The following is a 16,790-nucleotide window of genomic DNA, read 5'->3' as shown; positions in this document are numbered from 1 at the left end:
GACAGGAGGATCATTTAGAACAAGCCCTATTCTGCTGTTTTTTCTTCTTTTAGCACAGTATACATGCCAGCGGATTCTTCTTTTTTCGTCGTGTCCTTTAACTCATTGACTTGAACCGTCACAAGTTTTTGACCAAAACGGATTTTAAGCTCGTCTCCTTCTTTCACGTCAGAGCTGGCTTTCGCCTGTGTGCCGTTAATAGAAATTCTGCCTTGATCAGCTACTTCTTTTGCCAATGTTCTTCTTTTGATTAAACGGGACACTTTTAAAAATTTATCTAATCTCATGTATGCTCACCTCTTTCTATACGTTTGGCTTCGTTCCATAGATCGTCCATTTCCTCTAGCGTTAAGTCCTCTAATGAACGTCCCATGTCCTTTGCTTTTTGTTCAATATGCTGAAAGCGTCGCATGAATTTTGTGTTGGCGGAAGCGAGCGCCGTTTCAGGCTCTAGCTGATAGAACCTTCCAATGTTGACGAGAACAAACAAAAGATCTCCAAATTCGTCTTTCATCTGCTTCGTTGCACTTTCGTCCGACTTCTCTGCCACTTCAACGAGAAATTCCTGCTTTTCTTCTTCGTATTTGTTCCAAATATCTTTCACATCTGTCCAATCAAAGCCTACTTTGGCGGCTTTCTTTTGGAGCTTATATGCCTTTGTTAATGCTGGAAGCGTCGCCGGGATGGATTGCAACATGGAGGCTGCCCGCTCCGGTTTCTCCTGCTGCTTGATTTTTTCCCAGTTGACGACCACTTCTTCTGCTTCAGACACATTTGTATCGCCAAACACATGGGGATGTCTACGAATCATTTTTTCTGTGACTTGCTGGATGACGTCATCAATTGAGAAAAAGCCGTCATCTTCACCAATTTGAGCATGAAGTAACACCTGCAGCATCACATCTCCGAGCTCTTCCACCATATGGTCTGGATCATCTTCATCTATCGCTTCAAGCAGTTCATAGCATTCTTCAATTAAATAGGGTTTGAGTGACTCATTGGTTTGTTTTTGATCCCATGGACAGCCGCCCGGACCTCTTAATGTACGGATGACGTCACGGAAGGTGTCAAATTGTTGATAAAGCAGCTTTTCATCTTGAATCGGAGGCACATAAACACTCGTTAAGTTATTTATCGACACATCTCGATCAAGTTCAAATAAAGGAACGGCAGTAATCTGTTCCAGGCTGCTTCCAGCCGCCGTCACAATATAGACTTCATAATCGTCTGGAAGCTTTTCCATCAGCGTGAGTTTCACATTCGAAGCGGTGATCTGATCATATACCTGACAAATGAGGACATGCTGGGTCAATTTCAGATCTTCCGCTCTCATATCTCCTGCATCAACGAATTGGAATCCCTCGATTGGGTCGATCTGCAAGGAGTTAAACGTCGCATCCAAAAAGCTTTGTCCACCAGCAACAGACACCTCAATCCCGCGCTCTTGCTGTTGAGAAACTAATAGCTGGACGGTCTTTTCTGCGACAAATGGGTGACCTGGTACTGCGTACACAATCTCCTTTTCCGCAGCCTCTGCAAATAAAATTTCCGTGATTTCCTGATAGACCGAATCAAACTGATCGTGCTTTTCATAAATTTCATCAAAAAAGGTCAGCGATGGGACCTCCTGCATCAACTCTGCGGTAAGCGGATGGTCCTGCGTTCTCATAAATACTTCTTTCGCCTGCGTCAGCTGCTTGTATACACCGAGCGTCAGCTGATCCATGTCGCCTGCCCCAAGACCGACGACGGTAATCTTACCTGCCATTTTGATTCCCTCTCATCTGTTTAAAATATAAAATCTTTTCTCCTAATGGAATGAGTCTCCATTCCTCGTCCGTAAATACTTCTAGCTTAAGAATACTATATAAAAAGGCGAAACCACCAATAAAAACTGACGTCAGGCTCTCTAAAACGGAAAAAGGACGTTTTTCAAAGGGAATGACCCAAGAAAACAGTGCCTGATACCCTATTAAGACGATGGCCATGAAAGCGGCCGATAAAAGAATTTTCACTGGAAACAGCTCTCTCAACGAAATCCATCCTTTATATCTCAAATAAACGGCATTGAGCAGAGCGGCAGCGAGGAAACCGCACACGGTTGACCATGCGGCACCATAGATGCCAAATAGCGGAACAAGTGCAAGCGTGAGTATCCATTTCACCAGCACACTGAGAATCACCACAACAGCCGGATACACAGTATGCCCGAGACCTTGAAGTAAAGCTGCTTGCGTAATCGCTATCGATGTAAATGCGATGGAAATACAGAATATTTGCAGCGCATCGGTACCTAAATCATTACGAAAAAGCATGGTATTGACTGGCGAAAGAATACAAATCAGCCCAACTGCTGAACCAATCCCTAAAACCGACGTGGTTTTAAACGATGTACATACTTTTTGCCTGATCGCTTCATGCTCTCCATTCCTCATGGCCGCTGATAAAAATGGCACAAGAGAGGTCCCGATGCTAATGGCAAACACTGTCCCTAGCTGTAAAAACGGCTGCCCTCGGTCATACACACCTTTTGCCGCCTTTGCCGCGGCTTCACTCAGTCCCTCACTGCGCAGCAACGCATACAGATGAAAGGCATCAATCATTTGCATCCATAAAATGAGCAGTCCGCTGACACAAATCGTGAATGTATACAGCACCAAACTCTTCAAAACATCCTTTTTCCGAAGTGTCGCCTGCTTGACTGTCATAGGTGCAGAAGACTGTTTTCGGTAAGTCAGCCAAAGAAAAAGAAGTAGTACAAGCGAGGACGCGCTTCCCGCTATGGAGGAGAAGACCGCACCCGCACCCGTTTCATAAAGCGAATAACCGTGCCTGACGAAATAGAAGGATAAAACAAGCAGGACGCCTGCCCTGATGAGCTGCTCAACCAATTGAGAAACAGCCGTTGGAAGCATCATACCGTCACTCTGAAAAACGCCTCTCAGCATCACGGTAAGCGGCAGGAATAAAAACACGAAAGCACTCATTTGGATGAGCAGGATTAATTGACTGTCCGCCATAAGGCTCGCAATTCTACCTGCTCCTATGTAAAGACAAAGAAATAAGACCAGGCTCAGTAAAGTGATATAAACCAAAGATACCCTTGTGATGATCCTTCGATTTTCTTCCCCATGCTCACTCAGAAGCTTGGACATCATGACAGGAAACCCTGTGGTGCCGAGCATGATCGCAATACCAAGGAAGGGGTACACTTGCTGATAAATATAAAACCCTGTGTCTCCTACGATGTTCTGGAACGGAACACGATAAACGGCACTTAGTACCTTTGATAACAAGCCTGCGATGGTCAAAATCACCGCACCTTGGAAAAGCCAATGCGGCTGATTCACAGCATTTTTCATGGATGACTCCTTTAAAAATAGATCTACAGTTAAACGCACTCATTATATCATACGTGAATGAAAAGCCGTTTCTTTCTAAGGAGTAGACGGCATATTCCCCGTTTTGTTTCATTCCATATAAAAAACGCCGACAAAATCAAATGATTTCATCGGCATTCTTTCGTTTCATCAAAATGATATAGAATTATTAGACCTAGTGTTCCATTTGACGGGCTAAGAAGCCAGCTGCTGTTTCTGCCGCTTTATGCTCCACTTCCCCCATTGAACGCTCTTTAGAAAATAAGACGACGGCGCCAATCGGATCTCCGTTTGCAACAATAGGTGCAATGGTATAAGCAGATACGTCATCATCAATACCATCGACAAGTTGAATTTCTTTTTTGCTTTCTTCTAATACAGAATTACGCTGGTCCATTGTTCGTTCAAGTAAATCACTGATGGATTTGTTTAAGTACTCTTTTTTCGAACTGCCGGATACAGCAATATACGTATCTCGATCACAAATCAGGATGGAATGACCCAAACTGTCGAATAATGCATCAGCATATTCCTTCGCAAAGTCTCCTAGCTCACTAATCGGCGAATATTTCTTCAAAATGACTTCTCCATCGCGGTCGACGAAAATCTCAAGCGGATCTCCTTCCCGGATGCGCAATGTTCTGCGAATCTCCTTCGGAATAACCACTCTACCTAGATCATCGATGCGGCGTACAATTCCAGTTGCTTTCATTCACTGCTGCCTCTCTTTCGTTAGATGATGTGTTGGGTGAATGGAGCAAAAGCGTCCACTTTATGCAACATTCACCACTTGACCCTGAGATTAGTATCCGTCACATCAACCGTAATATACACGAGAGACAAACAAATTTTTATGAAGATGGAATGGTTTCTTTTTTCACATCTTGAAGACCTCGAAGCATATTCAGAACAATATCTAGCCATTCTTCCGTCTTCTTGCCTTTCGTTTGGACAGAAATAATTAGCTTGCTGCCTTCCATTCCTAGGCCAATATCACGGCCATATTTACTGCCGAGGGCAAATAATTTTTGACCGTCGATTTCACTGCTTGCTTGCTCTTCAAGGGTGAGTCTGACAATCCCTTTCTCCATCTTGATCAATTCGACACGTTCCTGCACTGCGTATACTTTCATCGTCGCAATTGTGAACAAGTCCGCCACTTCTTGCGGATATTCACCGAATCGGTCGATCATTTCATCTTGAAGCTCTTTTCTCTCTTCAATTGATCCAATCGCTCTGAATTGTTTATACATCTCGATCTTTTGCTTCCCATCCGAAATGTATGTGTCCGGGATGTAAGCATCGATTTGCAGATCGATTTCCGGTTCGAATTTATCTTGAGCCGTTGTATCGCCTCTTCTTTCTTCAATGGCTTCTTTCAGCATTTGAGAATAGAGGTCGAATCCAACAGAATCAATGAATCCATGCTGCTGTGCACCAAGTAAATTTCCTGCTCCTCGAATCGTTAAATCACGCATCGCAATTTTAAATCCTGATCCGAGCTCTGTGAATTCTTTAATAGCTTGAAGTCTCTTCTCTGCTACTTCAGAAAGAACTTTATCTTTTCGATACGTGAAATAAGCATATGCGACCCGATTCGAGCGCCCTACTCGTCCTCTTAGCTGGTACAGCTGAGAGAGCCCCATTTTATCCGCATCGTGGACGATGAGCGTGTTCACATTTGGAATGTCGACTCCCGTTTCAATGATGGTGGTACTGACCAATACATCTGATTCACCTTCAAGGAAATTGATCATCACTGATTCCAGCTCGTTCTCACTCATTTTCCCATGTGCATAGCTGACTTTCGCATCTGGAACTAGCATAGAGATTTCATCTGCTTTGCGTTCAATATCCTCGACACGGTTGTACAGGAAGTACACTTGACCACCGCGTGCTAGTTCTCGCTCAATCGCTTCTCTGACTAAAGCGCCATTGTACTCGACCACATAGGTTTGAACAGGGAAACGGTTTTCAGGCGGTGTTTCAATAACCGATAAATCCCGTACGCCAAGCATAGACATATGCAGCGTACGCGGAATTGGCGTAGCCGTTAATGTCAGTACATCGATATTGGCTTTCATCTGTTTAATTTTCTCTTTATGGGTCACACCAAAACGCTGCTCTTCATCAATAATCAACAGACCTAAGTCCTTATAGACAATATCTTTAGAAAGCAAACGATGTGTACCGATAACCATATCTATCGTTCCATTTTTCAACCCTTTTAACGTTTCGGTTGTTTCTTTTCTTGTACGGAAACGGCTCAGCTGAGCAATTTTGACCGGATAGTCTTGGAATCGGTCCATAATCGTGTCAAAATGCTGCTGCGCTAAGATGGTTGTTGGCACAAGCAGAGCAACCTGCTTCCCGTCAGCAATCGCTTTGAAGGCGGCTCGAATCGCCACTTCTGTTTTTCCGTATCCCACATCTCCACAAAGCAGGCGGTCCATTGGACGCTCCCGCTCCATGTCTTGTTTGATTTCATGAATCGAACGGATTTGATCATCTGTTTCCTGGTAAGGGAACGCTGATTCAAACTGGCGCTGCATCTCATGATCAGGTGAGAAGGCATACCCTTTGCTTGCCTCACGTTCTGCATACAGCTTAATGAGATCATCTGCAATGTCCTGAACAGAAGTTTCTACTTTTTTCTTCACGCGTTTCCAGTCACTACCGCCTAGTTTGTACAGCTTTGGTTCTTTTCCTTCTGATCCTACGTATTTCTGCACCTGATCAATTTGTTCAACCGGTACATAAAGCTTGTCGCTTCCTTGATAATGAATATTTAAATAATCTTTATGAATGCCGCCGATTTCAAGCGTTTCAATTCCTAAATACTTACCGATCCCGTGGTTAATGTGCACCACGTAATCGCCGACTTGAAGCTCTGAATAGCTCTTAATTCGCTCTGCATTGGTCAGCTTTTGCTTACGCGCCTGCTTCTTCACACGTTTCTTGAAGAGCTCGCCTTCTGTGATCACGGCAATTTTCGATAACGGCAGTTCAAAGCCTGTTTGCAGCTCACCTTGTAAAATATACACCTGCCCGCTTACAAGCTCTGCGTCCGGCTTGGCAAGAGCGGCTTCAATGTCGTAATCATGTAAGACAGAAGACAGTTTGTCTGTCCGCTCTTCATCCGCACCTAAGAAAACAACTGTGTATTGTTGTTTTTTGTAGCGTTCAATTTCACTTGCAAGCACATTCATCTGACCGTGGAAATTCTGCATTTGCTTACTAGATACATTGACGATATTTTGCGGATTTGTCTGCTGGACATGTCTCAGGAACAAGGAGTAGTACAGAATCGACCGCGATTGCTGATTGATCAGTTGTTGGAACGGGAAAGAAAGGGATAAATCATGAAGAATATTGCCTTCTTCAAGCAGGCTAATTGTCCAATCGGCTTCTTCCTGCTCAAGCTGTTCTTCCATCTCCTGAATCCTGCTAATTTCATCTAAAATAATAATCGTATCCTGTGAAGTGTAATCTAGCAAACTAGCAGGTTTTTCATAGAAATAGGACAGGTACTTCGTCATTTCCTGTGTCACGATACCCTCTAGCAGCTTCTCTCGATCAGCAGAAATATGTTGATGCAGCAATTCTTTTTGCTGGTCCGAGTTGAATTTCTTTAAGCTCTTCGCAAGTCCTTGATCAAGCTGTTCAATGGCTCTCACTCGTTCAGGCCCTCTCACAATCAGCTCTTTTGCGGGACCGATTTTAATTTCTTGAAGTGTTTCTAATGAACGCTGTGTATCCGAGTGGAACGTTCGAATTGAGTCTACTTCTGTATCAAACAGCTCAATACGAATTGGATGATCTTCCGTTAACGAATAAATATCAATGATTCCTCCGCGCACACTAAAATCTCCGGGCGCAGCAACCATCGACGTCCGGTCATAACCGATTTGTACAAGTTGTTTTGAAAACGCCTCCAAATCAATTTCTTCACCAAGCTTTAAATGGATCTGACTCTCCTTCCAGAGCTCAACTGGCGGAAGCATTCTACGCACCGCAGCAGCTGGGGTGACGATAATGGGGTTTTCTCCATTCGCCAGCCGGTTCAGAACATCTAGACGCTGTGCTCTGAGCTCAGGGCTCGCAACGGCAATTTCTGAAGCAATGAGTTCATTCACAGGATAAAGAAGGACCGAGCGATCTGACAGCACACTGGCAAGATCATCTGTTACCTTCTGCGCTTGATACAAGTTATGAGTCACAATAAACATCGGCCGCTTAAGTTCGTCTGATATAGCGGCTGTAAATAAAGATCTGACGGAGCCTGATAGTCCGGCGAGCAGTTGTGCTTTTAACCCTTCCTTTAGCCCATTAAAAATGGACTGAAAATCATCACTTTGTTTGATAAATGATTGTATATTTTTCATTTGGCTCCTCCTCCCTGCTTGTTTAAAACAGAAAAACGCTTTGGTCTATTATCTACACCAAAGCTTTTTATTGAATAAAGGTATGATACTGATGGTAATCAGGATTTCTTTCGAGCGCCTCTTGGCAATCCTCACAAATGGTTTGTACATGTAAATCACCATTTTCCCTATAAGAAATCATATCGTTTCTTTCCTCATTTGTTAAGTGATGAAATCCAAGTGCTTCACTTTGAACAGCGGATTCATCTAGACTGCCAACCTTTACACCACAGTGCCGGCAGTAATAATGCAAAGCCATACGTGATCCTCCCATGCTGAGATTTTATGATCAGTATGTGCTTTGCTTATCATTCTTATACCTTTTTGTTAAAATCATTCATCACTTCCAAAAATGGCTTAGTTAAAGCCGCCTCACAAGCTTCGACAGACGCCTGAATGGCTGATGCAATGTCAGGCTGCTCCTCTTCTGAAAAGCGTCCTAGCACGTAATCGACGACCTTCATGCCATTTTGAGGGCGTCCAATGCCGATACGGAATCGATCAAACTCAGGTGACCCTAAATGCTGAATCAACGATTTGATTCCATTATGTCCGCCAGCACTTCCTTTTGTACGCAAACGAATCCGGCCAGTTGGCAAATCAAGATCATCATAGATGACTTTCAAATGTTCAAGAGGAATATCATAGTAATCCATTAGCGGACGCACGCATTCTCCTGATAAGTTCATATATGTAAGCGGCTTTACAAGTAGAACCTTTTGCCCTGAAACAAACCCTGTTCCAAACAGTCCATGGAATTTTGATTGATTTAAAGGGATGTCCCATTTTTTCGATAATTCATCTATTGTCATAAACCCGACGTTATGTCTTGTTTTTTCATATTCTTTTCCTGGATTACCTAATCCAACGAATGCAATCATGAAACCAATAACCTCCTTTGTCACAAAGCACACGCCTAAAAAATGAGCCAATAGGATTGCCTCATGTAAAACGTATGAATTCTTTTCATTCTAGCACAAAAGACGCAACCGCGGGAGGGTTACGTCTCTAAATGCCCAGTTATTCTCCATCGTTATCCTTTTCTTTAATGGCCTCAGGTTCTTTTGGTTCCTCTGCGCTATCTGGTTCAGGAACCTCTGATTGCTGAGGTGGTAAAATGGATGCCACGACTTCTTCTGGATCGTTATTCACTTGATATGATGACTGAACAGACAAATCAGCGACTGTTAGGACATCATTCACTTCTAAGTTTGTAATATCTGCTTCAATATGCTGAGGGATATCTTTTGGTTTCGCTGTAATGGATAGTTCAAATAGTGGCTGCTGAAGCACACCGCCATCTTTAACTCCTTTAGATTCGCCAATCAGCTGTACAGGTACATCTGCTTCAATTTCACGCTGTAAGTCGACTACTTGGAAATCTGCATGGACAAGCTCATTTTTTAGCGGATCTGTTTGTAATTCTGTGACCATCACGGATTTTGTTTCACCGTTCACGTCTAATGTGATGATTGTATTCTTCCCTTCATCACGTAAGGTCTTTAATAAATCGATGCTGTCTAGTGAAACAGCCATGCTTTCTGTATTTTTTCCGTATATGACACCAGGAACGTGTCCTGAATGACGGATTTTTTGCAGTGTGGAACGTTTGAAATCAGTTCTTTTATTTGCTTTTAAAGTTGCCATATTCAGCACCATCCTATTTCATTTTTGTCACTACTCTCATAATTACCCATAACCGAATCATTTTAAACCTATTTGCTGTGAATGATGATAGCAAAAAGACCCCAAGCGGATGCCTAGGGCCTTTTTAAATCAGAAAATTAACTGAAAAGGTAGCTCACAGATTCTTCTTCATGTACACGGATGATGGCTTCTGCAAGCAAAGGCCCAACTGAAAGTGGAATGAATTTTCCAACTTTCTTGTCATCTGTTAAGTGAATACTGTTTGTCACAACTAATTCTTTAATTTTAGAATTTGTGATACGTTCTACTGCTGGTCCAGACAATACTGGGTGAGTACAGCAAGCATATACTTCAGCCGCTCCATTTTCCACAAGTGCATTTGCAGCAAGTGTAATGGTACCAGCTGTATCAATGATATCATCGATGAGAATCGCCGTTTTGCCTTCAATGTTACCAATGATGTTCATCACTTCAGCAACGTTTGGCTTTGGACGACGTTTGTCGATAATTGCGATTGGCGCTTTCAGGCGATCTGCCATTTTACGCGCACGTGTTACACCACCGTGGTCAGGAGACACAACGACGATATCATTCAAGTTTTTCTGTTCGAAATAGTTTGTTAAGATTGGCACAGCCATTAAGTTATCGATTGGAATATCAAAGAAACCTTGGATTTGCGGCGCATGAAGATCAAGTGCAATGACACGTGTAGCACCCGCTGTTTCAAGTAAGTTCGCAAAAAGCTTCGCAGTGATTGGCTCACGAGGTTTTGCCTTACGATCTTGACGTGCATATCCGTAATAAGGGATCACAATATTGACCGTTTTCGCAGAAGCGCGTTTTAGTGCATCTACCATAATGAGCAGCTCCATGATGTGCTCATTCACTGGCGCACTAGTAGATTGAATGACATAACAATCACAGCCACGAATACTTTCTTCAATATTGATTTGGACTTCACCGTCACTAAAGCGTTTAACAGAGCTCTTTCCTACATCAACTCCGATACGATCGGCAATTTCTTTCGCAAGTTCAGGGTTTGAATTCAAAGAGAATATCTTTAAATTCGCATCAGCATAACGATTAGACATGGTAAACCTCCGGGTATTTGGATTATTTTTTATGAATATTTTTCACATAATCTTCTTTATTGACTTGTCTTGCTCTAGCAATAGACAATGCATCCTGCGGTACATCTTCTGTAACCGTTGAACCAGCTGCAACATATGCCCCTTTTCCGACAGTGACTGGTGCGACGAGATTAGAATTACAGCCAATAAAAGCGCCATCTTCAATCTTCGTTAAGAATTTGTTCTTCCCATCATAGTTGACTGTAATAGATCCACAGCCAAGGTTTACATCAGTTCCGACCTCTGCATCTCCAATATAGCTTAGATGAGATGCTTTGCTGCGGTCACCGAAAACCGTTTTCTTGATTTCGACAAAATTCCCGATCTTCACTTCATCGCCAATTTTCGACAACGGGCGAATATGAGCAAACGGCCCAATTGTCACATCGACTCCAACCTCACTATCGCAGACGACAGATTGCTTAATCACTGTGCGGTCTCCGACGATGCTGTCAACAATTTCAGTGTTTGGTCCAATAGTTGCGTCTGCACCGATTTTCACATTCCCTTTGATGACCGTCCCAGGATAAATCATTGTATCTTCACCGATAACTGCATCAGGTGAAATATACGTGTTCTCAGGATCAATCAAGGTCACACCATTCTTCATATGCTGATTATTAATACGTCGCTTCATGAATTGCTCTGCTTGTGATAGAGCGATACGATCATTGACTCCAAGTGTTTCTTCAAAATGCGGTGTTTGATATGCAGCTACTGTTTGCCCTTCATTCTTTAAGATTTCAATGACGTCTGGCAAATAGTATTCGCCCTGTGCATTTTCATTCGACACTTGCTCAATCACACGGAAGAGATCTTCATTTGAAAAACAATAAGTCCCTGTATTAATTTCATTCACTTGACGTTCCGCATCATTCGCATCTTTATGCTCCACAATTTTCACGACAGCACCGGTTTCGTCACGAATAATACGACCATAACCTGTCGGGTCATCCGCATGTGCTGTTAAAATAGTGACTTTCGCTTGATGTTTTTGATGCTCGCTCAACATAGCTTCCATTGTCTCCGCTGTCAATAATGGCGTATCACCACAAATGACAATGGTTGTTCCCTTTTCCTGCGCAAGGAACGACTTTGCTTGTTTGACGGCATGTGCTGTTCCCAGCTGTTCTTCTTGAAGTGCATACTCACTTCTGTCTCCAAGCTGCTCTTTAACGTTCTCTGCTCCATGACCGACAATCGTCACTAGCTTGGCTAAAGAAAGCTTTAACGCTTCATCTGCCACATGCTCGACCATTGGCTTTCCGCAAACTGGATGAAGTACTTTGTATAGCTTTGACTTCATTCTCGTTCCTTTTCCCGCTGCTAAAATCACTGCGAACCGCTTATCCATTGATTGGCCTCCAATATCCCTATTATCCATAGAAAAATATATCCTAAATAAGGACTGATTTCAAGGATACATGAGGAAGTACAATATTTTTCTAACGGATGAAACATATAAGACACATGAAAGACACATGAGGAAAAACGCAAAAAAGACAGCATTTAAAAGAAAACATTCCATTTTCTCTTAAAGCTGCCTTTTTAGGTTAACGTATCATTAAGAAGCTCCAGCTTCTTCATATTCAATTGTCTCTTCCTCTTCGCCTAAGCGATGATATTCATTTAATACAGCATCTTGGATTTTTCCCCGAGTACCTGAATTAATTGGATGTGCAATGTCGCGAAACTCTCCATCAGGCGTGCGTTTGCTAGGCATTGCAACAAACAAGCCATTGTTTCCATCAATCACACGAATATCATGAACAACAAATTCGTGGTCCAGCGTGATGGATGCAATCGCCCTCATGCGACCATCGGTATTCACGCGGCGTAATCTTACGTCAGTAACTTCCACAGTAGTTCACCACCTTTTCCCAATATAAAAGCATTACTTAGGTATTCAACGATTGTGGTGATTCTCCTGCTCTTTTTTTAAACTTTTTTTGAAATATCGGGATATTTATACATTTTTTGTCATTTTAGTGACGGCGCTTACATTCTTTTCGTGAAAAAAAGACATCATGATGATGTCTTTTCCTGCATATGATGAAACCAAACGGCTTTCGTTAAGATTGCCTGTTTACTTTACTAATGCAATCACTTCAATTTCTACGAGTGCATCCTTAGGAAGTCTTGCCACTTCCACACAAGAACGAGCTGGCTTATGTGTATGGAAATACTCACCGTACACTTCATTTACTTCTGCGAATTGTTCCATATCTTTGATAAAAACTGTTGCTTTCACAACTGTCTCAAAGGAAGCACCTGCTGCTTCAAGTACGGCCTTAAGATTACGGAACACTTGATGAGTTTGTTCTTTAATATCTCCATTTACAAAGTCTCCAGCTGCTGTTAATGGAATCTGCCCGGAGCTGTAAAACATGTTATTGACAATAATCCCTTGAGAGTAAGGTCCAATGGCTGCTGGTGCATGTTTGGTTTGAACAACTTTTGTCATATCAATCTCTCCCATTCAACTACATGTTTATCAACGCTTAAGCTTTCGAATGAAAAAACTCGTGGAAATTGCCTTCATTGATCTCAATGATCTTTTGCTTCATATCAATGGTTGAAAGCTTTAAAAGCGATACATATTCATCAACGAGACGTTCATCTACGCCTTCATCTTCTAAAAGAACACCGATCCCTGCAACATTTGCATTAAATTCCTCAAGCAAATTCACCATGCCGTTAATGGTTCCGCCCGCTTTCATAAAGTCATCAATGATCAGGACATTGGATCCTTTATCTAAGCTTCGCTTTGCAAGTGACATGGTTTGAATTCGATTAGACGAACCTGACGCGTAGTTAATACTTACAGTTGATCCCTCAGTTACTTTATTATCTTTTCTAACGATCACAACCGGCACATTTAAATAACCAGCAACAGAATAGGCAATAGGAATACCCTTTGTCGCAACAGTCATGACGACATCAATCGCACGGTCTGCAAAGATGGTCGCAAATAGCTTACCGATTTTCGCAAGGATTGATGGATTCCCTAAAACATCGGTTAAATATAAATAACCGCCAGGAAGTACACGTTCAGGAGTCGATAGAGCTTCTCCGATATCGTTTACCACGTCGTCTGCTTCTTTTAGGTGAATCTTCGGAATATATTTCACTCCGCCAGCAGCACCAGGTACAGTAAGCAATGTGCCTATTCCCTGCTGTTCGAAGGTCTGTTTGATAATCGTTAAGTCTTCACTAATGGAGGACTTCGCAGATTGATATCTTTCTGCAAAAAAAGTTAACGGTACTAGTACGTGCGGGTGGGCTAACAAATAATTTGTTAAGTCCACCAATCTGCCGCTTCGACGAAACTTCATGAACTTACCCCCAGAACCCGAATAATTTATGATAAATATAACTTAATATACGGATTTAATCAAGGGCATTTTGTTCGCCGATCATGCGGACAGCGTATACTTGATCACAAAATCCTCTCAGTCCGTTATATATTCTTTGTACCTTCGATTCATATTGAATCAAGCCAAATACTGTAGGGCCGCTTCCACTCATTAAAACAGCGTCAGCACCGAAACGCTTCATCTGCCTTTTGATCATATCTACTTCTGGATACATCTTTAATGTCACAGACTCTAGAACGTTTCCGAGTGAGCCGCACATCTCTTTATAATCTTTCGCTTCAATCGCTTCAATCATACGCTTCACATTCGGGTGTTCTACTTTGCTTGCGTCATATTGTCTATAGACTTCTGCTGTAGATACCCCAATCACCGGCTTCGCTAATATCACCCAGCAATGCGGCGGTGCCGCAATATGCTTCAGCTTTTCTCCACGTCCTGTCGCTAGTGCTGTGCCTCCGTGTACACAAAAGGACACATCTGAGCCGATCTCCGCTCCAAGCTCAGCTAGTTCATCTAACGTGAGGTTTAACTTCCACAAACGATTTAAGCCGCGAAGTGCTGCTGCTGCATCACTGCTGCCTCCAGCTAACCCTGCTGCGACTGGAATTGTTTTTGTGATGACAATGGATACACCTTTTTGAATACCGAACCTTGTTTTAAGTAATTTAGCCGCCTGATAAGCCAAATTACGCTGATCATCTGGCACGAATCGATTATGAGATGATACACGAATTTCATCCTTGTCCAGCTCCGTCAGCTCTAGTCGATCTGCAAGGTCTATTGTTGTCATCACCATCTCCACTTCGTGATATCCATCCGGTCTTTTTCCATGAACATCAAGTGAGAGATTAATTTTCGCCGGTGCTTTTTCTAAAATACGCAAACATTTCACCTACTTCTCCATCTAAACATAAGTATCAATATTGTATCACATTTGATGGATCTGATGAATATAGGCTTTTACGCCGAGCACACTGACTTTTTCATCAAAAAAAGCCAGAGACACCCGAGGTATCCCTGACCGTTTTTCTATCGTTGATTCTCATCCTGAGCCATGTGCTGTTGAGCTAATTCAATGGCACGTTTGACCATATTACCTGCGTCACGCGCACGAATCTCTCCCCAGCCTCCATTTTTGACGGTATCATAAAATCCAAGATCCTTCGCCAGCTCGTATTTGAACTCATCTGACATAATGCCTCGGCGTCTACCCAAACGAAACAGCCCCTTTAGTCGAGAATTCGAATCAGTGCCACTGCTTGTGTGGCTATCTTATTTTGTATCGAATCCTTTCTTTTACCCCTTTCAAAAAATGGACAGACTCCCATTCAGAAAAAAAGGCAAAACAAAAAGCAGTAAACATAAAGTTCACTGCCCATTAATAGGCGACTGAGCTAGCGGTATCATCGAACGTTAATTCGACCGTCTCAGTCAGTATATCTGCATAACTATAAGAAACTCTTTCAAACGAATTCTCATCTTGATCTAATTGAATCACAAATACAGAAGGGTACGTTTCAGCTAAAATGCCCGAACGCTCAATTGTTTTACGGCGGCCCCCGTTAGCCTTTAACGTCAAACGTTTACCTAAGTTACCATCAAGCGATCTTTTGATGTCGGACAAAGTCTTCGCCATTGCATCCACCTCACTGAGATAATTATACAACAACGGCCCGTTTTTGTCAAATAAAAATTAAATTATATCAACGAACACGAGCCATTGTCAACAAAATAATTTTGACAAACTTCTACCTTTTCTCCTCCCTATTTTTCTCAATTTCCGGTGAATTATGTATCCTTTTGCAATTTCTTTTTGAACATAAAAAAAACCAGACTGAAATCAGTCGGGTTATGTCGATTCATGATCTCTTTTATATGGCATACCTACCCTTAGAACACCCTTCGTCTCGATGCCTCCGAGCCCTTTTTCTCTTGTTAATGTATTTCGGAGCACATCCCACACGTTGATTCGATCTACAAATGGAGTGAAGCTGATCTTCGCAACGATATAGACGGGGTCGAGCGCATGGATATTCACACGGGAAGGCGAGCTCGCAAAATTGGCACCTGCTTGGATCAATGATTCGAAATGAGATTGACAGGCACCAGCAAAGATCACAAGCTGATCTAAATGAGGGATTTTCCGTCTGGCTTTTTGAACCGTTTCAACGAAATGCCGAGAATGACGATAGGCACTGATATCATGTACGCCGCCCTTTTGCTTGGAATACGCATCATGTCCTGTGATAACCAATATATCTGGTCGATATTGATCAATTAACGAGTCAATCATGCTTGGCATTTTCTTCTCATGGCAATGCACCCCATACACAGGTACACCAATTCGTTCATATACATCTAAGCATTTCTTTAAGTATGAAGCATCTCCATCTAAATGAAGGACCTTTCCAGGCATGTGAAAATACTGCTCCTGATGCTGATATTGTCCAGAAGTATAATACTCTTGTTTTTCCCGCAGCAGCTGATAATCCTGTCTTAGTAAGTCGAGCGATTCATTGATTTTTCGTTCGTCATTTTTCTCTCTAGTCAGCTGTTCCTCTTTTTGAACCTTGACGAGATCTGACAACTTGGCATCAGCAATCAGCCTCACTTCATTCCCATGCAATATGGCGGTGGCTTCGTGCTGATCGGTCTCATCAATTCGAATGATTCGAAACAAAATATCCATTTGATAGGATGCCCTTGTCACCATATCTCCTATTTGAAATTGCATGCTTTTCACTCCACAATCAGGCTCATATCCTGTTGGTATCGTCTTGCACTAAATATGTTCGTCTTTCATGGTGCTGTTCTTTCTAGCCTATGCCCGAA

At 42.5% G+C, this 16,790-nt stretch carries 17 protein-coding genes; all 17 read right to left on the bottom strand.

The features are described 5' to 3' along the window. Window positions 1–26: 26 nt before the first annotated feature. Entirely contained in the window at window positions 27–287 is a 261-nt protein-coding gene (locus tag MHI11_RS00365; protein ID WP_340960177.1) for an RNA-binding S4 domain-containing protein, read from the bottom strand. Continuing rightward, complete coding sequence (gene mazG / locus MHI11_RS00360) at window positions 284–1,768, bottom strand: nucleoside triphosphate pyrophosphohydrolase (RefSeq protein ID WP_340960176.1); 1,485 nt, start codon at window positions 1,766–1,768, stop codon at window positions 284–286. Before mazG ends, MHI11_RS00365 begins: the two co-directional genes overlap by 4 nt. Next, window positions 1,758–3,362 (bottom strand): putative polysaccharide biosynthesis protein, encoded by a 1,605-nt coding sequence (locus MHI11_RS00355; RefSeq protein ID WP_340960175.1) that lies wholly within the window; start codon window positions 3,360–3,362, stop codon window positions 1,758–1,760. Before MHI11_RS00355 ends, mazG begins: the two co-directional genes overlap by 11 nt. Before the next feature lie 193 nt (window positions 3,363–3,555). Beyond that, entirely contained in the window at window positions 3,556–4,092 is a 537-nt protein-coding gene (spoVT, locus tag MHI11_RS00350; RefSeq protein ID WP_003217990.1) for a stage V sporulation protein T, read from the bottom strand. 139 nt (window positions 4,093–4,231) lie between these two features. Continuing rightward, on the bottom strand, window positions 4,232–7,765 hold the full coding sequence (gene mfd / locus MHI11_RS00345; RefSeq protein ID WP_319610865.1) for a transcription-repair coupling factor: 3,534 nt from the start codon (window positions 7,763–7,765) through the stop codon (window positions 4,232–4,234). Window positions 7,766–7,832: 67 nt separating this feature from the next. Continuing rightward, a complete protein-coding gene (locus tag MHI11_RS00340; protein ID WP_003217967.1) occupies window positions 7,833–8,063 on the bottom strand; it encodes an anti-sigma-F factor Fin family protein in 231 nt (76 codons plus the stop codon). Window positions 8,064–8,118: 55 nt separating this feature from the next. Then, entirely contained in the window at window positions 8,119–8,685 is a 567-nt protein-coding gene (gene pth / locus MHI11_RS00335) for an aminoacyl-tRNA hydrolase (RefSeq protein WP_065097674.1), read from the bottom strand. A gap of 139 nt (window positions 8,686–8,824) precedes the next feature. Further along, a complete protein-coding gene (locus MHI11_RS00330; protein ID WP_065097658.1) occupies window positions 8,825–9,451 on the bottom strand; it encodes a 50S ribosomal protein L25/general stress protein Ctc in 627 nt (208 codons plus the stop codon). Between the two features lie 137 nt (window positions 9,452–9,588). Beyond that, window positions 9,589–10,542 (bottom strand): ribose-phosphate diphosphokinase, encoded by a 954-nt coding sequence (locus MHI11_RS00325; protein WP_003217907.1) that lies wholly within the window; start codon window positions 10,540–10,542, stop codon window positions 9,589–9,591. Between the two features lie 22 nt (window positions 10,543–10,564). Then, window positions 10,565–11,935, bottom strand: coding sequence for a bifunctional UDP-N-acetylglucosamine diphosphorylase/glucosamine-1-phosphate N-acetyltransferase GlmU (gene glmU, locus MHI11_RS00320; RefSeq protein ID WP_340960173.1), 1,371 nt, complete (start codon window positions 11,933–11,935; stop codon window positions 10,565–10,567). 210 nt (window positions 11,936–12,145) lie between these two features. Continuing rightward, a complete protein-coding gene (gene spoVG, locus MHI11_RS00315; RefSeq protein WP_034324487.1) occupies window positions 12,146–12,442 on the bottom strand; it encodes a septation regulator SpoVG in 297 nt (98 codons plus the stop codon). 225 nt (window positions 12,443–12,667) lie between these two features. Continuing rightward, window positions 12,668–13,045, bottom strand: coding sequence for a 2-iminobutanoate/2-iminopropanoate deaminase (ridA, locus tag MHI11_RS00310; protein WP_003217959.1), 378 nt, complete (start codon window positions 13,043–13,045; stop codon window positions 12,668–12,670). Window positions 13,046–13,082: 37 nt separating this feature from the next. Further along, window positions 13,083–13,916 carry a pur operon repressor gene (gene purR / locus MHI11_RS00305; protein WP_003217919.1) on the bottom strand — a complete coding sequence of 278 codons (834 nt, stop codon included), beginning with the start codon at window positions 13,914–13,916 and terminating at the stop codon, window positions 13,083–13,085. Window positions 13,917–13,971: 55 nt separating this feature from the next. Continuing rightward, window positions 13,972–14,841, bottom strand: a complete 870-nt coding sequence (gene ispE / locus MHI11_RS00300; protein WP_044140396.1) for a 4-(cytidine 5'-diphospho)-2-C-methyl-D-erythritol kinase — start codon at window positions 14,839–14,841, stop codon at window positions 13,972–13,974. A 146-nt stretch (window positions 14,842–14,987) separates the two neighbouring features. Next, window positions 14,988–15,173, bottom strand: coding sequence for a small, acid-soluble spore protein, alpha/beta type (locus tag MHI11_RS00295; RefSeq protein WP_012008653.1), 186 nt, complete (start codon window positions 15,171–15,173; stop codon window positions 14,988–14,990). A 163-nt stretch (window positions 15,174–15,336) separates the two neighbouring features. Further along, the gene (gene veg / locus MHI11_RS00290) at window positions 15,337–15,594 is read right to left on the bottom strand and encodes a biofilm formation stimulator Veg (RefSeq protein WP_003217979.1); all 258 of its coding nucleotides are present in this window, start codon (window positions 15,592–15,594) and stop codon (window positions 15,337–15,339) included. A gap of 213 nt (window positions 15,595–15,807) precedes the next feature. After that, window positions 15,808–16,692, bottom strand: coding sequence for a sporulation peptidase YabG (yabG, locus tag MHI11_RS00285; protein ID WP_034620903.1), 885 nt, complete (start codon window positions 16,690–16,692; stop codon window positions 15,808–15,810). Window positions 16,693–16,790 lie beyond the last annotated feature (98 nt).

The sequence above is a fragment of the Bacillus sp. FSL K6-3312 genome (assembly GCF_038007485.1).
GTDB lineage: Bacteria > Bacillota > Bacilli > Bacillales > Bacillaceae > Bacillus > Bacillus pumilus.
The sequence above is the reverse complement of the archived record's forward strand: the minus strand, read 5'-3'. Positions and strand labels throughout refer to the sequence as shown.